Source organism: Affinibrenneria salicis, from assembly GCF_008710095.1.
This window is the reverse complement of sequence record NZ_VYKJ01000001.1, coordinates 961996-979422: the sequence shown is the minus strand read 5'-3', so window position 1 is coordinate 979422 and position 17427 is coordinate 961996. Positions and strand designations below refer to the sequence as shown.

General features: G+C 57.3%; 15 protein-coding genes and 1 riboswitch. Of the genes, 9 read left to right on the top strand and 6 right to left on the bottom strand.

Annotated elements, in window-relative coordinates; genetic code table 11:
- Positions 1-12: 12 nt before the first annotated feature.
- Positions 13-1341 (bottom strand): CYTH domain-containing protein, encoded by a 1329-nt coding sequence (locus tag FJU30_RS04340; protein WP_150433477.1) that lies wholly within the window; start codon positions 1339-1341, stop codon positions 13-15.
- Positions 1342-1637: 296 nt separating this feature from the next.
- On the opposite strand from FJU30_RS04340, the gene FJU30_RS04335 reads away from it, so the two are divergent.
- A complete protein-coding gene (locus tag FJU30_RS04335) occupies positions 1638-2258 on the top strand; it encodes a TIGR04211 family SH3 domain-containing protein (protein ID WP_150433478.1) in 621 nt (206 codons plus the stop codon).
- Positions 2259-2722: 464 nt separating this feature from the next.
- Positions 2723-3973, top strand: coding sequence for a multifunctional CCA addition/repair protein (locus tag FJU30_RS04330; RefSeq protein WP_150433479.1), 1251 nt, complete (start codon positions 2723-2725; stop codon positions 3971-3973).
- A gap of 237 nt (positions 3974-4210) precedes the next feature.
- Here FJU30_RS04330 and ribB read toward each other — a convergent pair whose 3' ends face one another.
- Positions 4211-4864: a 3,4-dihydroxy-2-butanone-4-phosphate synthase gene (gene ribB, locus FJU30_RS04325; protein WP_150433480.1), complete on the bottom strand. Its 654-nt coding sequence runs from the start codon at positions 4862-4864 to the stop codon at positions 4211-4213.
- Between the two features lie 128 nt (positions 4865-4992).
- Positions 4993-5146, bottom strand: a riboswitch (FMN riboswitch).
- Positions 5147-5291: 145 nt separating this feature from the next.
- Here ribB and ubiK point away from each other — a divergent pair.
- Complete coding sequence (ubiK, locus tag FJU30_RS04320) at positions 5292-5570, top strand: ubiquinone biosynthesis accessory factor UbiK (protein WP_150433481.1); 279 nt, start codon at positions 5292-5294, stop codon at positions 5568-5570.
- Positions 5571-5754: 184 nt separating this feature from the next.
- Here the strand turns inward: ubiK and yjeH are convergent, their stop codons facing one another.
- Both yjeH and zipA read right to left on the bottom strand, forming a co-directional pair.
- Positions 5755-7008, bottom strand: coding sequence for an L-methionine/branched-chain amino acid transporter (yjeH, locus tag FJU30_RS04315; RefSeq protein ID WP_150433482.1), 1254 nt, complete (start codon positions 7006-7008; stop codon positions 5755-5757).
- A 103-nt stretch (positions 7009-7111) separates the two neighbouring features.
- Positions 7112-8086, bottom strand: a complete 975-nt coding sequence (gene zipA, locus FJU30_RS04310; RefSeq protein WP_150433483.1) for a cell division protein ZipA — start codon at positions 8084-8086, stop codon at positions 7112-7114.
- Between the two features lie 220 nt (positions 8087-8306).
- Between zipA and cysZ the strand changes: the two genes are divergently transcribed.
- From cysZ to crr, 5 genes are all read left to right on the top strand, one after another.
- Positions 8307-9059: a sulfate transporter CysZ gene (gene cysZ / locus FJU30_RS04305; protein WP_150433484.1), complete on the top strand. Its 753-nt coding sequence runs from the start codon at positions 8307-8309 to the stop codon at positions 9057-9059.
- A 287-nt stretch (positions 9060-9346) separates the two neighbouring features.
- A complete protein-coding gene (cysK, locus tag FJU30_RS04300; RefSeq protein ID WP_150433485.1) occupies positions 9347-10315 on the top strand; it encodes a cysteine synthase A in 969 nt (322 codons plus the stop codon).
- 566 nt (positions 10316-10881) lie between these two features.
- Positions 10882-11139 (top strand): phosphocarrier protein Hpr, encoded by a 258-nt coding sequence (gene ptsH / locus FJU30_RS04295; protein WP_150433486.1) that lies wholly within the window; start codon positions 10882-10884, stop codon positions 11137-11139.
- Between the two features lie 49 nt (positions 11140-11188).
- Positions 11189-12916 (top strand): phosphoenolpyruvate-protein phosphotransferase PtsI, encoded by a 1728-nt coding sequence (gene ptsI, locus FJU30_RS04290; protein WP_150433487.1) that lies wholly within the window; start codon positions 11189-11191, stop codon positions 12914-12916.
- A 40-nt stretch (positions 12917-12956) separates the two neighbouring features.
- Positions 12957-13466 carry a PTS glucose transporter subunit IIA gene (crr, locus tag FJU30_RS04285; protein WP_150433488.1) on the top strand — a complete coding sequence of 170 codons (510 nt, stop codon included), beginning with the start codon at positions 12957-12959 and terminating at the stop codon, positions 13464-13466.
- 472 nt (positions 13467-13938) lie between these two features.
- Here the strand turns inward: crr and FJU30_RS04280 are convergent, their stop codons facing one another.
- Both FJU30_RS04280 and FJU30_RS04275 read right to left on the bottom strand, forming a co-directional pair.
- Positions 13939-15348: an ATP-binding protein gene (locus tag FJU30_RS04280; RefSeq protein WP_191091510.1), complete on the bottom strand. Its 1410-nt coding sequence runs from the start codon at positions 15346-15348 to the stop codon at positions 13939-13941.
- A gap of 2 nt (positions 15349-15350) precedes the next feature.
- Positions 15351-16031, bottom strand: a complete 681-nt coding sequence (locus FJU30_RS04275; RefSeq protein WP_150433490.1) for a response regulator transcription factor — start codon at positions 16029-16031, stop codon at positions 15351-15353.
- A gap of 185 nt (positions 16032-16216) precedes the next feature.
- On the opposite strand from FJU30_RS04275, the gene FJU30_RS04270 reads away from it, so the two are divergent.
- Positions 16217-17425: an efflux RND transporter periplasmic adaptor subunit gene (locus FJU30_RS04270; protein ID WP_150433491.1), complete on the top strand. Its 1209-nt coding sequence runs from the start codon at positions 16217-16219 to the stop codon at positions 17423-17425.
- Positions 17426-17427 lie beyond the last annotated feature (2 nt).

Here is a 17427-nt window from a genome sequence, read left to right as displayed (position 1 = left end):
GGGCCCGCTTACTTAGTGTCCTGCGCCGCTGTTCGGCCAGAATGGCGCCTGCGCCAGCGCCTGCTTGCGCCGTTCTTCCAGTTCATCCGGCGACGCCGCCTGCGGCCCGGCGACGGCCTGCCATAGCGCCTGCCAGTGGGCGACCCAGGGCCGCGCCTCGTCCTGATAAGCGCCGGATAAGATCAGAAACGCGTTGACCGCCCGCTGCAGCCGCGGCTGTTGCTGCAGATATTCGTCCGCGCTTAGCCGGCGACCGAATACCGATTTCAACTCGGCCAGGTTACGGCCCAGCATAATATCGGCGAATCGCTTAAACGATCCCTGCAAACGCAGGCGCGCTTTACCCTCAAGATGATCGCGCCAGCCGGTGCCGATCACCCAGGAAGCCAACATCAGTTTGCTTTGCAGATAGCCGGCGCGATAGCAAATTTGATCGGCGCCGCCGGGCTGCGCCAGGCGGTTTTCCAGATCGGTCAGCGCCGCCCGAAACAGCGTGGTCACCTTACGCGGCACCACGCCGCCGATCAGTACCAATAACTCGCGCATAAACGCGCTGGCCTGCGGTAGCCGTTGGCGAGCGCTCTCATCCCCCCGGGCCCACAGTTCTTCATGGTATTGCCAGTAGCGAAGCGCCGATTCCAGCGCCGTCGCGATGCCCTGATCGATGCTGGCCTTCGGCTCGACCAGCAGAATATCCAGCGGATACGGCTGGCGCGGCATTGTCTGCCGGGCCAGATGATATCCCCTGGCCGCCTTGCTCAGGCTGCCCTGGCGCAGGCCATCTTCTTCGGCCATCTCGGCGGCCAGCGCCAGCAGATCGTCGGCCTGCCCCAGCTTAAGCTCCATCTCCAGTTCACAAATCGGCTCGCTATGCTGCCCGGCGCGCACTTCCCCGCGGTCGAAGGCAATTTCAATCACGCTTTGCCGGTAAGTCACCAGCCACGTCTCACGCACAAAATCGGTGCAAAACAGCGGCTGCAGCGCCTGCTGCAGCGCGGCCGGGTCTACGTCCGGCGGCCAGATATCCGACGGGAAACGCGCCAGGTCCAGCTCGTCCCGCGGCAGCTCAACGTTATATTCCGGGTGCTGATGCAGCCCGCCGACCACCCGGCCGGCGGTTTTTACTGTCATCTCATAGCGCTGATTCGCCCCGCGAATACGCAGGCCAATGCCGTGACGACGCAGCAGATTATCGGCGGTTTCATAATAAATATTGGTCAGCGATTGACTGCCATGGCGCTCCGCGTGACTGTAGTCGCTGCGCCAGTCGGTTAGCCAGTCCGGCAATGTCGCCACGCGATCGGGATGAACAATAAACTTCAATTCGATTTCTTCACTCATAACATTGACTATGCCTAATAGATTTCAGGATGCGGAACCATGGCCGGGTAATGAACACCGACAGCATACCGGCGACCTGAAAGATGAAGGAGATACGCGAGCCTGCGCCGGCAGACACCATATTACCGTAGCTTACCTCCGGTTGCCGCAATCCGCTGAGCAAAAATCGGCGTGCGAAAGGCGCGCTGCGCGGACAGGAAAGCAAGAGTAAGAGTGTTCTCATTTCGGATTATTCATTGCCTCGTCAGACTTAAGCCACTACTATCACCTGACAACTCACGCAACATGATGATCTTATGCAGAAATTACGTCTTATTTGCTTTACGTTATTCAGTTTGACTGCAACCTGGACTGCGCACGCGGAAGAGAGACGTTACGTTTCCGATGAACTGCAGACCTATGTCCACAGCGGCCCCGGCAACCAATATCGCATAACCGGTACGCTGAACGCCGGCGACGAAGTCACCGTGCTGAGTATTAACGAAGAAGCGGGCTACGCCCAGGTGCGCGACGCCAAAGATCGCACCAACTGGATCCCGCTCAGTCAGCTGAACGAAACGCCCAGCCTGCGTACCCGGGTGCCGGAACTGGAACAGCAGGTGCGGGAGCTGACCAGCAAACTGAGCAATATCGATAGCAGCTGGAATCAGCGCACGGCCGATATGCAGCAGAAGGTTTCCGCCAGCGATAACGTAATCAGCGGGCTACAGAAAGAAAACCAGGATCTGAAGAACCAGCTGATCGTGGCGCAGAAAAAAGTGGACGCCGCCAACGTGCAGTTGGATGACAAGCAGCGCACCATTATTTTGCAATGGTTCCTGTACGGCGGCGGCGTGGCCGGCGCCGGTCTGATCCTGGGCCTGATCCTGCCGCACATCATCCCGCGGCGTAAGAAGAACGACCGCTGGATGGGCTGACCGCGCAGTTTACCGGCCAGCGCGCCGGTAAACCGGGCATATCCCAAAATAATTCAAGTGACAGCAAGACGGTGACGCAGGACGCATTCGTCGACAACGAATGCGTCCTGCCGGCGGCCGACCTTCGGGCAGAAACGGGATATCTCCCATTAATCCCCTGGCGCTTATACCAGTAAGCGACCGGAGAGCGCGACAACGCTGTCGGGAGCCGAGTTGAACGCCGCTGGCGGCGGCCCTGCAAGGACAAGTCCATGGATGGGGCGAGTCACAAAACCAACGCTCCTGCAGCTTGAAGTATGTAAGGGTATAGTATGTATATATACATCCCTTAAATAATTCGGGTTGCGGGAAGGCACGCTGCGGCGGTCCCGAAGGCGAGGCCGGGGGAAAACCGGGCGATAAAGCCAACTCGCCTGCGGCCTGAAGAGTGACGGGTACAGCCAATAAATTTCAGGAGTCAGGTAGTGAAAGTATTTCTGGTTGGCGGCGCGGTGCGCGATAGCCTGTTGAATCTGCCGGTCAGCGAACGCGACTGGGTTGTCGTCGGCGCAACCGCGGAACAGTTGCTGCAGCTGGGTTATCAGCAGGTCGGTAAAGATTTTCCGGTCTTCCTGCACCCGGAAAATCATGAAGAATATGCTCTGGCGCGAACGGAACGCAAGGCCGGGGTCGGCTATACCGGCTTCACCTGCTATGCCGCGCCGGACGTCACGCTGGAAGACGACCTGCTGCGCCGCGATCTGACCATCAACGCCATTGCGCAGGCGCCGGACGGTTCATTCATCGATCCTTATCACGGACAACGCGATCTGCAACAGCGCGTGCTGCGCCATGTCTCTGACGCCTTCAGCGAGGATCCGCTGCGTGTCTTGCGGATTGCGCGTTTCGCCGCGCGCTTCGCCCATCTGGATTTTACCATTGCCGGGGAAACCCAACGGCTGATGCAGCAGATGGTGCAAAGCGGCGAACTGGCCGCGCTCACGCCGGAGCGCGTGTGGAAGGAAACGGAAAAGGCGCTGTCTACCCGCCATCCCCAGATCTATTTCCAGACGCTGCGCGACTGCGGGGCACTGGCGGTCTTATTCCCGGAGCTCGATCGTCTGTTCGGCGTACCGGCGCCGGCTAAATGGCACCCGGAAATCGATACCGGCATTCATATGCTGATGACGCTGGCCATCGCCGCGCAGCTCAGCCCGGAGATCGATGTCCGCTTTGCTACGCTCTGTCATGACGTGGGCAAAGGGCTTACCCCGCGCGAACTGTGGCCGCGTCATCACGGACACGGACCGGCCGGCGTCAGACTGATTGAAGAGATGTGTCTGCGTCTGCGCGTACCGAACCCTATTCGCGATCTCGCGCGGCTGGTGGCTGAATATCACGACTTGATCCATACCGTACAGATTCTGCAGCCGAAAACGTTGCTCAAACTGTTTGACGCCACGGACGTCTGGCGTAAACCTCATCGGCTGGAGCAAATGATCATCGCCAGCGAGGCCGACGCGCGCGGCCGCACCGGATTCGAGCAGAATCCGTATCCGCAGGGCGATTACCTGCGCGAGGTGTTCCGCGTCGCCTGTAGCGTCAATAGCGCTGAGGTGGTGGCCGCGGGGTTTCAGGGGATCAATATCCGTAACGAACTGCGCCGCCGCCGGATTAAAGCGCTGGACGACTGGAAGCTGGCGCAGAACGCGGAGCAGGAACAGCCCGGAGACTGACAGCGGCCAGACGCGCATAATCGTCACGGCCGGCGTCATCGTCTTGTCCGAGGTCGCCCGGACGCGAGCAGCATTCAGCCCGCGCGGCGATGGAACTCCGTTCAACATGCGCGGCATTTGTCTGCGCGCAGTCCATCCCCAAACGGGCTATGCGAATAACGCGGCGCGACTCTGCATATCAATCGGATAAACAGAAAGGGCGGTCATAGACCGCCCTTTCTGTTCTGCGGACCGGACTCAGCTGGCTTTACGTTCCGCCGCCTGGCGATAAGCGACCAGATCTTCGATAGTCAGCACCGGCATACCGTGCTGTCTGGCGAACGCGACCACCTCCGGCGCATGCGCCATGGAGCCGTCATCGTTGGTCAGTTCGCACAGCACTCCGGCCGGTTTCAATCCGGCCAGCGTCGTCAGATCGACCGCGGCTTCGGTATGACCGCCGCGGGTCAATACGCCGCCGGGCTGCGCGCGCAGCGGGAAGACATGGCCGGGACGATTCAGATCGCTGGGTTTGGCGTTATCGGCAATGGCCGCGCGGATGGTGGTAATGCGATCGGCGGCGGATACGCCGGTGGTGACCCCTTCGGCCGCTTCAATAGTGACGGTGAAGGCGGTCTGATAATGGCTGGAGTTATGGGCCACCATCATTGGCAGATCCAGTTGCTGACGACGCTCTTCGGTAACGCACAGGCAAACGATGCCGCTGCCGTGGCGAATCGTCAACGCCATTTGCTCTACCGTCATGGTTTGCGCGGCAAAGATCATGTCGCCTTCGTTTTCGCGCTGTTCATCATCCAGCACCAGCACCCCACGCCCCTGACGCAGCGCCGCCAGGCCCCGTTCAACGCGTTCAACCGACGTACCAAATTCAGAAAGTAATGTCTGATTCATGGTAAAAAACCTCAATAAATTTATGGATTACCAGAACCAGGGCGAACTTGAGGAGCGGCCACCCATCATCCCGCAGGAGACGGCGGCAGATAAAATAACGCGGGCGGGCCTGCCGGCCCGACGAAAATCGTTACTCTCTCCCATCCGGACTATAACCGTCGGCTCCGGAATTACACCGGATCTGCTGACCTCAAACACAGGGAATGTCTGAGCGCTCGCGGGCTTCCAGTAAGGCACTGGTTTACCGCCGGTGGGGAGTTACACCCCGCCCTGAGAATAAGCGCTTTCACTATAGCGCTATTGCCCGGACAGGGCAATTGATCGCAGTCCCGATTTATCGCACTTCGTTCCGGTTTTAGTTTATCCCGCCAGCAACACGCATTACACTTATGTCATTCATTGTTAGATAAACACATCAGGAAGCAGCATGATTGACCCGAAAAAGATTGAGCAGATAGCCCGTCAGGTGCATGAGTCCATGCCAAAGGGGATCCGGGAGTTTGGCGAAGACGTTGAGAAAAAAATCCGCCAGGTACTGCAGTCACAGCTCACCCGTCTGGATCTGGTGAATCGCGAAGAGTTCGATATTCAGACTCAGGTTCTGCTGCGCACGCGTGAAAAATTAGCCCTGCTGGAGCAACGGCTGGCCGTTCTGGAACAACAACAGACGACGGCAGTCGCGGACGACAACGCGCCCGGCGCCTGAAAGCGCCAGCCTCCTCCCGTCGCCCGAGCGGGAGGGTTATGCCTTTCATTCAGCCCATTGCCGACGTGCCGGCGGTTTTCGGCGCCGTTCCGGCCGCCGTGCGACACACCACCGGTCCCGGCTCTCCCCGCCCGCCGGACGACATATTGGCGCGCCCTTCCGCCCGGAGGCATCCGGCGATTGATTAATGAGAAAGCGCCACGCGCGCTCGTCTCGGTAAACACAGCCACAGCGCCGCCAGCATACCCAGCGCATATAGCGACTTCCAGCCAATCATCGCCAGCAGCGCGATGCACAACACACTGCCGATCAGCGCCATCAGCCGCGATCGCCCGCGCAACAGACGACAGCCCGCCAGCATGCACAGCAGATAGATCAGCACAAAAATGCCGTTGGCGTAGACGATCAGCAGATCCAGCGGCAAAGACAGCCAGTAAACCAACAGGCTAAACAGCAGACAGCAGGCCACCACCAGCGTCAACGCATTGGCCGGCGTCCGCCCGGCCGACAGCGTCGCCAGCGCGCTGCCCTGACGGGCCTGCGACCACAGCAGACGGGCAAAGCTTTGAGTATAAATATTCACGCTGGCAAAACAGGCCAGATAGCCGACGATACAGGCCAGCCACAACGCCTGCGCGCCGAACAGCCGCACCACGATCCCCGGCAGCGACGCGGTGGCCGCCATGTGCGCGCCATACGCGTGAAAGGTCAATACCGCGACGGTACATCCCCAGTAAATCACCCCGGCCAGCAGCATACCGGCCAACAACGCGCGCGGAAAATCACGTTCGGGATGACGGAACTCGGTCGCCAGATGGGCGAAGGCCTCCAGCCCGACAAAACACCAGAACATTACCGCCAACGCGCCGGACATTGCGGGCCAGGAAAAGCTGCCGGCCGTCGGCCAGGCGATATCCGCCAGCCCGATCTCGCCCCGCCACCAAATCGCCGCCACCAACGCCACCACCAGCAGGGCGATGATGCTCTGGATATTGGCGCTGGAACCGGCGCTGCGCAGACCGAGCAGCCAGATGGCGACCAGCGTCGCGATCTGGACCAGCAGCAGCTCGCGCGCGCTCCAGCCAAACGCCGCCTGCCAGAATCCGGCGGCGATCTGTAACGCCGCCGGCAGCCCGACAGGAATCACCGACAGAAACAGCCAGCCGGTAACCCGCGCCATATGCGGCCCAAAGGCCAGATGAACGAAGTGAGCGGCGCCGCCAGCGCTGGGGAAATGGCGGCCAAGAGAAGCGAAAGCGATAGCCACGGGAAACACCAGCAGGATCAACAGCGGCCAGGCGAACAGACTATCGGCGCCGGCCAACTGCGCCGCCAGCGCCGGCACGGCAAACACGCCGGTTCCCAACAGCGAAGTCGATAACAGGCCGATTCCCTGCAATAATCCCAGCTCCTGTTTTAAACGTTTTGTTTCAGGCACAAACGGCACCACGCTTTAATTAACAATCCCTGTCAGCGGGCAAGGAGATGATGACAAAAAGCCCCCGCAAGCGGAGGCTTTTCATGGCCGCATCGTATGACGGTCAGCTGTTTGCTTTCAGCACATCGCGGATACGGGCTTTATACTCTTCAACTTTTTGCGGCGTCAGCATGCGACGCTCATCGTCCAGCACCATGCCGCCGACGTCATCGGCAATACGCTGCGCGGACTGCAGCATCAGCTTGAAGTTCTGACTGGCGTCGCCGTAGGAAGGCACCATCATAAAAATGGACACGCCCGGCGTGGAAAACTCGGACATTTCATCCGGGTTAAAGGAACCCGGTTTAACCATATTCGCCAGACTGAACAACACCGGTCCCGCGCCGGCCGGGTTGACATGCCGATGGAAAATATTCATTTCACCGAACTGGAACCCCGCCTGCAGCACGCTCTGCAGCAGCAGTTCGCCGCCGATTACGCTGCCGTGATGCGCGCTGACGTGCAGCACCAGAACCGCTTCTTTCGGTTCGGCCTGCGCGGCAGGCTCGGCAACCGACGGCGCAGAGCCGTCGCGCGCCGCGTTTTCGCCCTCGTCATGCGATTCATCAACGGAGTCCGACGTCGCGGAGAAAGACGGAACGGTTGGTTCGCGACGCGGGCGCGCGTCAGACGCGGAGGATTCGTCTTCGTCTTCTTCTTCGCCCAGCAGCGGGTCGTAGCCGGAACGCGATGATGTCGCAGACTGAGCGGAGAACGGCGCCGGAGCGGAGAACGGCGCCGGAGCGGATTGCCGCGCAGGCGGCTGCCCGTCGCGCGCTTCCGGGGTTGAGGCGTACTGTCCCAGTTCCGGCCCGTCATCTTCCGGTTCCGGGCGAGCGCGTCTGACCCGCACTTCTCCCACGCCTTCATCCAGCTCTTCGAGCGGCGTTTCTTCGCGTTTGGTTTTCAGACGCTTGACCGGCCGGTCGCGAAAAAGGGACGAACGCTCTTTACGACTGGTCCACAAGCCGTGCAGTAACAGCGCTATTATAGCGATCGCGCCAACAACGATTAATATCAGACGCAAGTCCTGCATCATTGCAATCCCGGTTGTTCCAATACATTGCCACCACGGCAAACATTTACTTCACTAACTCTATTTGCCCTCGTACACAAGTGCAAGTCTGCACGGTACTTTATGACAAGAAAGATAGATACAACGCACTTTTTTGCTGTTTTTTCATCCAAAGCCAGACTAGCCAGCAGAAAATCATACCGATATGATTGTTACTCCTCTTCATCCATGAGACTTCCTGGACATGACTGCTTCGCAACACCTTGATAAACCACGCAGCGGATTTCACTATTTTTTTGTCGGACTGAAACTGATCTCCCAGCCGGGACTCCGGCGTTTTGTCATTCTTCCACTGTTGGTTAACATCGTGCTTATGGGCGGCGCGTTCTGGTGGCTGTTTACCCGACTCAATGACTGGATCCCCGGCCTGCTGAGCCATGTTCCCGACTGGCTGCAGTGGCTGAGCTACCTGCTGTGGCCGCTGGCGGTTATCTCTATTTTACTGGTCTTCAGCTATCTGTTCAGTACCGTGGCCAATATTATCGCCTCGCCGTTCAACGGCCTGCTGGCCGAACAGCTGGAGGCGCGCCTGACCGGGCAACCACTGCCCGACGGCGGCCTGCTGGACGCACTAAAAGACGTGCCTCGCACCCTGAAACGCGAGATGCAGAAACTCGGCTGGTATCTGCCGCGCATCATCATTCTGCTGATCCTCTATTTCATTCCGGTAATCGGCCAGACGGTGGTGCCGGTGCTGTGGTTCCTGTTCAGCGCCTGGATGCAGGTTATCCAGTATTGCGACTATCCGTTCGATAACCACAAAATCAGTTTTCCATTGATGCGCAAATCGCTGCGCCAGCATAAAATCAGTAATCTGCAGTTTGGCTCGCTGATCAGCGTGGTGATGCTGATCCCGATACTTAATCTGATTGTGATGCCGGTAGCCGTATGCGGCGCCACCGCGCTGTGGGTCGATCGCTACCGCCAGCAACACTGACGCGGCTCCGTCCTGCCGCCGCAATTCACGAACAAGCCGGGCGGCGCACTGCGTCAGCCCGGCGGTACAAAACCCGAGATTGACGCGTCTCGCAGGGGATAAACCGGGGCGTGCGGGAGAAACCGACATCCCGGACGACCGAGGGATGATAAATACACGTTGTAATTAAAATATATTTCTTAAGAACATAACGATATACCAATTCTTTCCTTCCCTGACGAAACTGAACGAGTATTCTCTTCATGTTCGCAAAAATTTCATACAGTTAACAGTTATAAGGACAGGCTATGAGCAAGATATATGAAGACAACTCCTATACAATCGGCCATACGCCGCTGGTTCGACTGAACCGTATCGGTAACGGACGCATCCTGGCTAAAGTAGAATCCCGCAACCCGAGCTTCAGCGTCAAATGCCGTATCGGTTCCAATCTGATCTGGGACGCGGAAAAACGCGGCGTGCTGAAACCGGGCGTGGAACTCGTTGAGCCGACCAGCGGCAATACCGGCATTGCACTGGCTTACGTCGCCGCCGCGCGTGGCTATAAGCTGACGCTGACCATGCCTGAAACCATGAGTATCGAACGCCGCAAGCTGCTTAAGGCGCTGGGCGCCAAACTGGTGCTGACCGAAGGCGCCAAAGGGATGAAAGGGGCCATCGCCAAAGCGGAAGAGATTGTCGCCAGCGATCCGTCTCGTTATCTGCTGCTGCAGCAGTTCAGCAACCCGGCCAACCCGGAAATCCATGAAAAAACCACCGGTCCGGAAATCTGGGAAGATACCGACGGGCAAGTGGACGTTTTCATCGCCGGCGTAGGCACCGGGGGCACGTTAACCGGCGTCAGCCGCTATATCAAAACGACTAAGGGAAAAGCGATCATCTCGGTGGCCGTCGAACCGACAGACTCGCCGGTGATCAGCCAGGCGCTGGCCGGCGAAGAGATCAAGCCCGGTCCGCATAAAATTCAGGGCATCGGCGCAGGCTTTATTCCAGGCAACCTCGACCTGAGCCTGATCGATCGCGTGGAAAAAATCACTAACGAAGAAGCCATCAGCACCGCGCGCCGACTGATGGAAGAAGAAGGCATTCTGGCCGGTATTTCCTCCGGCGCCGCCGTCGCCGCCGCGCTGCACCTGCTGAAGGAAAAAGAGTTCGAAGGCAAGAACATCGTGGTGATCCTGCCCTCGTCCGGCGAACGCTATCTGAGTACCGCATTGTTTGCCGATCTGTTCACCGAGCAGGAATTACAACAGTAATTTCACGGGTGCGCGGATTTCGCAAATTCGACATTTTGTTACAAAAAAGCACCTCCAGGGGTGCTTTTTTGTGGGCTACATCAAACTTTAGCCCACCTGAACATTGATTTTATGCTCGAGTTTTAGTATTTAACCAACCAATTATTTTGATGCGTGAAATTAATATCTACCGGTTCGTGATTCTGGCTGAATCGATTTTACTGAACGACAGATGACAAGCGCTGTCTTTGTATTACGATAGTCAGGACCGACAGAAGAAAGCCCCTGTTGAAAATTGGTGATATTCTATACCGGACAAACTTCAGCATGCAGGAAGGCGGCAACCGAACGAATTCCAGGCGCTTGCAGGTTCAGGCGGCCGGGGCAAGGGAAGCCGGCGTCCCCACACCTGAAGGAAGAAAGGTATATTCATGGAAGACGTTTCGAAACAGGTTGACGTTTCCTTGCCGCATCCCGGCCTGCCCCTGTAACATATCAGGTGCTAACCAAACAGGCTAAAGTTCAGTGCCTCAGCTAAACTTTAGCGCCACAACATTAATCTAATCCAATAAGTTGGGGAAAATATAATGTTCCAGCAAGAAGTGACTATTACCGCGCCTAATGGCCTGCATACCCGTCCGGCAGCCCAGTTCGTAAAAGAAGCTAAAGGTTTTACCTCTGACATTACCGTTACATCCAATGGTAAAAGCGCCAGCGCCAAAAGCCTGTTTAAGCTGCAGACCCTTGGTCTGACTCAGGGCACCGTGGTGAGCATCGCGGCGGAAGGCGAAGATGAGCAGAAAGCGGTTGAGCATCTGGTTAAACTGATGGCAGAGCTTGAGTAATAAAGCCCGGTCTTTTTAGTCAACATCAGTAACTGGTAAAGGTAGGGTTATGATTTCAGGCATATTAGTATCACCGGGCATTGCTTTCGGTAACGCGCTGTTATTGAAAGAAGATGAGATTGTCATCAACCGGAAAAAAATCTCCGCGGATCAAGTCGATCAGGAAGTTAAGCGTTTTCTTGACGGTCGAGCTAAAGCATCTGCGCAGCTGGAAGCGATCAAGACAAAGGCTGGCGAAACGCTGGGAGCCGAGAAGGAAGCAATCTTCGAAGGCCACATTATGTTGCTGGAAGACGAAGAATTTGAGCAGGAAATCATAGCCCTGATAAAAGAAGAGCATGTTTCCGCCGATTTTGCCGCCTTCACCGTTGTTGAAAATCAGGCTAAAGCGCTTGAAGAGCTGGACGATGAGTATCTGAAAGAGCGCGCGGCCGATATGCGCGACATCGGCAAACGCCTGCTGAAAAACATCCTCGACATGAACATTGTCGATCTGGGCGACATCAAAGACGAAGTGATCCTCGTCGCCACCGATTTAACGCCGTCAGAAACGGCTCAGCTCAATCTGGACAAAGTCCTGGGCTTTATCACCGATCTGGGCGGCCGCACGTCTCATACGTCGATTATGGCCCGTTCGCTGGAGCTCCCGGCTATTGTCGGCACCACCGACGTAACCCGCAAGGTCAAAAACGGCGACTATCTGATTCTGGATGCCGTCAACAACAAGATTTACGTCAACCCGACCGCGGAAGAAATTGACGAGTTGAAAGCGCAGCAGGCGCAGTACATCAACGAAAAAAATGAACTGGCCAAACTGAAAGATCTGCCGGCGATTACGCTGGACGGCCATCAGGTCGAAGTTTGCTCCAACATCGGTACAGTACGCGATGTCGCCGGAGCGGAACGCAACGGGGCGGAAGGCGTCGGCCTGTATCGCACCGAATTCCTGTTTATGGACCGTGACGCGCTGCCAACCGAAGAAGAGCAGTTCCAGGCCTATAAGGCCGTCGCCGAAGCGATGGGCACGCAGTCCGTCATCGTGCGTACGATGGATATCGGCGGCGATAAAGACCTGCCTTATATGAACCTGCCGAAAGAAGAAAACCCGTTCCTCGGCTGGCGCGCCATTCGTATTTGTCTGGATCGCAAAGAAATTCTGCATACCCAGCTGCGGGCCATTTTACGCGCTTCCTCTTTCGGCAAGCTGCGCATCATGTTCCCGATGATTATCTCCGTTGAAGAAGTGCGCGAGCTGAAAGGCGAGCTGGAGCTGCTGAAAACGCAGCTGCGCGAAGAAGGCAAATCTTTCGATGAGACCATTGAAGTGGGTGTGATGGTAGAAACGCCGGCCGCGGCCACCATCGCCCATCATCTGGCCAAAGAAGTTGACTTCTTTAGTATTGGGACAAACGACTTAACCCAGTATACTCTGGCAGTAGATCGCGGTAATGAGCTGATTTCTCATCTCTACAACCCGATGTCACCTGCGGTGCTGACCCTGATTAAACAGGTAATCGACGCCTCTCATGCCGAAGGGAAATGGACTGGCATGTGTGGTGAACTCGCAGGCGACGAACGTGCTACACTACTGTTATTGGGGATGGGTCTGGACGAGTTTAGTATGAGTGCGATCTCTATTCCGCGCATCAAGAAGATCATTCGTAATGCGAATTACGAAGATGCGAAGGCACTGGCGGTGCAGGCGCTAGCCCAGCCGACAGCGCAAGAGTTGAGTAATCTGGTGAGTAAATTCATCAAAGAAAAAACGCTCTGCTGATTCACTCTGCTAGCCCAATATTAATTCTTAGGAGAAAATCATGGGTTTGTTCGATAAACTGAAATCTCTGGTTTCTGACGACAAAAAAGACACGGGCAGCATAGAGATTATTGCACCGCTGTCAGGTGAAATCGTCAATATTGAAGATGTGCCTGATGTCGTTTTTGCCGAGAAGATTGTCGGCGACGGCATTGCTATTAAACCGAACGGCAACAAAATGGTTGCTCCGGTTGACGGCACCATCGGCAAGATTTTTGAAACCAATCACGCATTTTCGATTGAATCGGACAGCGGCATTGAACTGTTCGTTCACTTCGGTATTGATACCGTCGAACTGAAAGGCGAAGGCTTCAAACGTATTGCCGAAGAAGGCCAGCGCGTTAAGAAAGGCGATGTGATCATCGAATTTAACCTGTCGCTGCTGGAGGAAAAGGCCAAATCGACGCTGACGCCAGTGGTCATCTCCAATATGGATGAGATCAAAGAGCTGACGAAACTGACTGGTCAGGTTGTGGTCGGTGAAACGCCGGTTATTCGTATTAAAAAATAATCGCTGCTTTTAACCGTGAAAAATGGCGCCTCTGGGCGCCATTTTTATGGCCGGGCTTAAACCATCTCACCGCGGTGAGATGGGGAATGTTCCTGTAGGGCGCCCGAAGAAAGCCCGTGAGGAAATGTTTCGCCTTACGCCGGGATGGCTCAGAAATACAGTGACGTCTCTTTACCGATCATGCGCTCAGGAACAAGGCTGAGGCATGGTGGATAAACTTTTTTCGCCCCGGGTCAGTGAACCGTGTCAAAGCCGCCTTCATAGCAGGCGGCTTTTTGCTTCACGTTCTGCCTGCCCGTGCAGTGCACTTGCATTATAAACGCCGCCGTCAGCCCGAAACGCCGCATGGCGTGTAGTGGCGTAAGAAGATTTCGCCCGCCCGGGGCAACGCGATCAACGAGCGCCGTAAAATAACGCCCGAAGCGACGAAAAGCGCTGAGCCGCAGGCCGACCGCTCGCAACCTGCAGGACGTTATTTGTTGCCTTCCGTTAACTGCCAGCGCGGCAGGCAGAGCCGGACTTCCAGCCCGCCATGTTCCCGATTGCTGGCCTCGATATAGCCGCCGTGCGCCTGCATAACCTTGCGGGCGATGGCCAGGCCCAGACCGTAGCCTTTACCGGAGAGAGGGGATTCGATACGCACAAAGGGATCGAAGATACTCGATAGCTTGCTGTTTTCCACGCCCGGTCCGCTGTCGCAGACGCTGATCGTCCACAGCTGCTCGTCGCCGCTCAGCCGCACGCTCACGACCTGATCGCGCGAGGAGAAGCGCAGCGCGTTGCGCACGATATTGTCCACCGCGCGGCGAATCAGCTCAGCGCGGCCCTTCACCGTATAGTCTTCGTCGGGATCTTCGCTGGTCAGCAGTTTTATCTCGATGCCCGGCAGTTGCGCTTCGTAGCGCGCATCGTTCACCACCGCCGTCACCAGCCCCAGCAGGTCGAAATATTCCTCCTCCTCCAGCGAATTTTCCGTTCGCGACAGCGCCAGCAGCTCGCCAATCATCTTATCCATACGGGATGACTCGCGCTCAATGCGCAGCAGCGAAGCCGCCACATTTTCCGGGTTCTGGTGCGCCAGCCCGATAGCCAGCTGCAGACGCGCCAGCGGCGAACGCAGCTCGTGCGAGACGTCATGCAGCAGCTGCTCGCGGGTACTGACCAGCACCTCCAGTCTTGCGGCCATCGAGTCGAAATCCTGCGCCACCTCGCTCAACTCATCGTGGCGCCGGCGCATTTTCGGCAGCAATCGCACCGATAGATCGCCCTGCGCCACCCGTTCGAAACCGGCGCGCAGTTGGTTCAGCGGGCGGGTCAGGTTCCAGGCCAGCAGAGCGCTGAACAGCAGACCGCCCAGACCGCCCAGCCACAGCATCGGTTCAGGAATGTTGAGAATTTTCCCCCGCATATTGGGGTGCAGTTCATCACGCAGCGTCTCGATGTCATAACGCACGGTAAAGTTTTCACCGTGCGGCCCGTTAACCTCAAGCTCCGATATCAGGTCCTGCTCGTCGGACGCCCAGTCCGGCAACAGCGCGTCCAACTGACGATAGGTATCGTCCTCCGGCAGTTGATCGAATAGCTTCTCCCACGACATGTCGTCGTTGTTAAGCGGCAATTCACCGCTCAGGTTGACCGTAATATACTCGCGCTCGCTGGCCGGCCAGCGTTCAACCATCGCATGGTAGGCGGGCAGCCCGCCCTGCCGCAGAGCCTGTTCCGCCATGCCCATTTGCAAATTGACGATGTGCCGCAGCGCGTTATGCTCCGGCGATTCAGGCCGTTCGCCGTACAGCGAAAACGCCAGCCACAGCAGTTGAGCGATGACGATAAACGTCACCCAAAAGCCGAGCAAAATTTTCCAGAACAACCTGCCGCGCATAATCAATGGATCCGGTAGCCTACGCTACGCACCGTCTCAATCGACATGGCGTTGCCCTCAAGCTGGGCCAGTTTCTGACGAATATTGCTGATGTGCACATCCACGCTGCGATCGTAGGCCTCGCGCCGTCTTCCCAGCCCTTTTTCGGACAGCTCATCTTTGGAGACCACGCGTTCCGGCGAACGCAGCAGCAGTTCCAGCAGATTGAACTCCGAGGCGGTCAGTTCAAAAGGCTGCCCGCGCCATTCGCTGGTGCGCGTCGCCGGGTTCAGCACCAGTTCGCCATGCACGGCCACGCCGCTGTGATCCTCGCGCTTCGGCTGTTCGTCATAGCGGCGCAGCACCGCCCGCAGCCGGGCCACCAGCTCGCGCGGATAACAGGGCTTCGGCATATAGTCATCCGCGCCCATCTCAAGCCCGATGACCCGGTCGATGTTATCGCCCTTCGCCGTCAGCATAATGACCGGCAGGCGCCGGCTTTTTCTGACCCGACGCAACACGTCGATCCCGCTCATATCGGGCAGCATGATATCGAGGATCATGGCGGTATACTCGCCCGACATCGCGCCTTCGATCCCCTCTTTGCCAGTCAGTACCCTGGAAGCGTTAAACCCCTCCGCCCGCAGGTATTCACTGAGCATATTTCCCAGCTCAACATCATCATCGACCAGCAAAATTTTCATAGCCTGTCCTCATAAGCAATTGTCTGCGGCATTCTCATGCCTGCTATCATTATGTGCAGCCTGATTTACGGAATCATTACCTTTTTGAGCGTAAAAACTTACCCTTCAGGCATAATCGGCAGAGTAAATTATACCGTCGAATGCCCCCCTTGCCCTGCGGCTTTATATAAGGATGTTGCCATCTTATGCCATCACGTCTGTTATCGCCTCGCAGATCCCTGGTTGTTCTGTGTCTGATTCTGCTGGCTATCTTACTGTACGTTATCTTTGCGCCTTCCACCGCGCAACCGGACTACATCACAGCGCGCGCCGAAGTGCGCGATCTGGAACAAACCGTGCTGGCCGACGGCACCATCGAAGCGCAGAAGCTGGTCAGCGTCGGCGCGCAGGCTACCGGCCAGATCAAAACCCTGCATGTCGCGCTGGGCGATAAGGTGACAAAGGGCCAGCTCATCGCCGAAATCGATGACCTGACGCAGCAGAACGCCTTCAAAGACAGCGAAGCCGCGCTGAAAAATATTCAGGCCCAGCGCAACGCCAGGCTGGCGACGTTGCGCAATAACCAGTTGAACTGGCAGCGCCAGCAGAGGCTGGCGGCGCGCGGGCTCGGCGCGCGGATCGATTTTGATAGCGCTCAGGCCGAGCTGGACGTGACGCAGGCCGAAATCAGCGCGCTGGACGCCCAGATAGTGCAGGCGCAAATCGCGGTCAACACCGCGCAGGTCAACCTCGGCTATACCCGTATCGTTTCGCCGATGGACGGCACCGTGGTCGCCATTCCGGTGGAAGAGGGGCAGACGGTCAACGCCGCGCAAAGTACGCCCACCATCGCCAAAGTCGCCAATCTGGATACCGTCACCGTCGAAGCGCAGATTTCCGAAGCCGATGTGATTAAGGTGAAAACCGGCATGCCGGTCTGGTTCACCATCCTCGGCGATCCGGCGCAGCGCTACCACGCCACGCTGCGCGCCATTGAACCCGCGCCGGACTCGATCAGCAGCGACAGCAGCAGCTCGTCTTCCAGCAGCAGCACCAGCAGCAGCTCCACTTCATCCAGCGCAATTTACTATAACGGCCTGTTCGACGTGGATAATCCGCAGGGTACGCTGCGTATCTCCATGACCGCTCAGGTCTATATTCTGCTCAACTCGGTGAAGGACGCCGTGGTGGTGCCGGCTACCGCGCTCGACGCATTCGGCCCTCACGCCACGCTGCAGGTGGTCGACGATCAGGGGCGAATAGAGCAGAGAAACGTCACCGTCGGGCTGAACGATAATGTTTATACCCAGATCGTCAGCGGCCTGAAAGCAGGCGAGAATGTAATCGTCAGCCGGCTGTCCCCTCAATCCGACGCCAGCGCGCCGCGCCGTCCCGGCCCGCCGATGAGGTTGTGAGC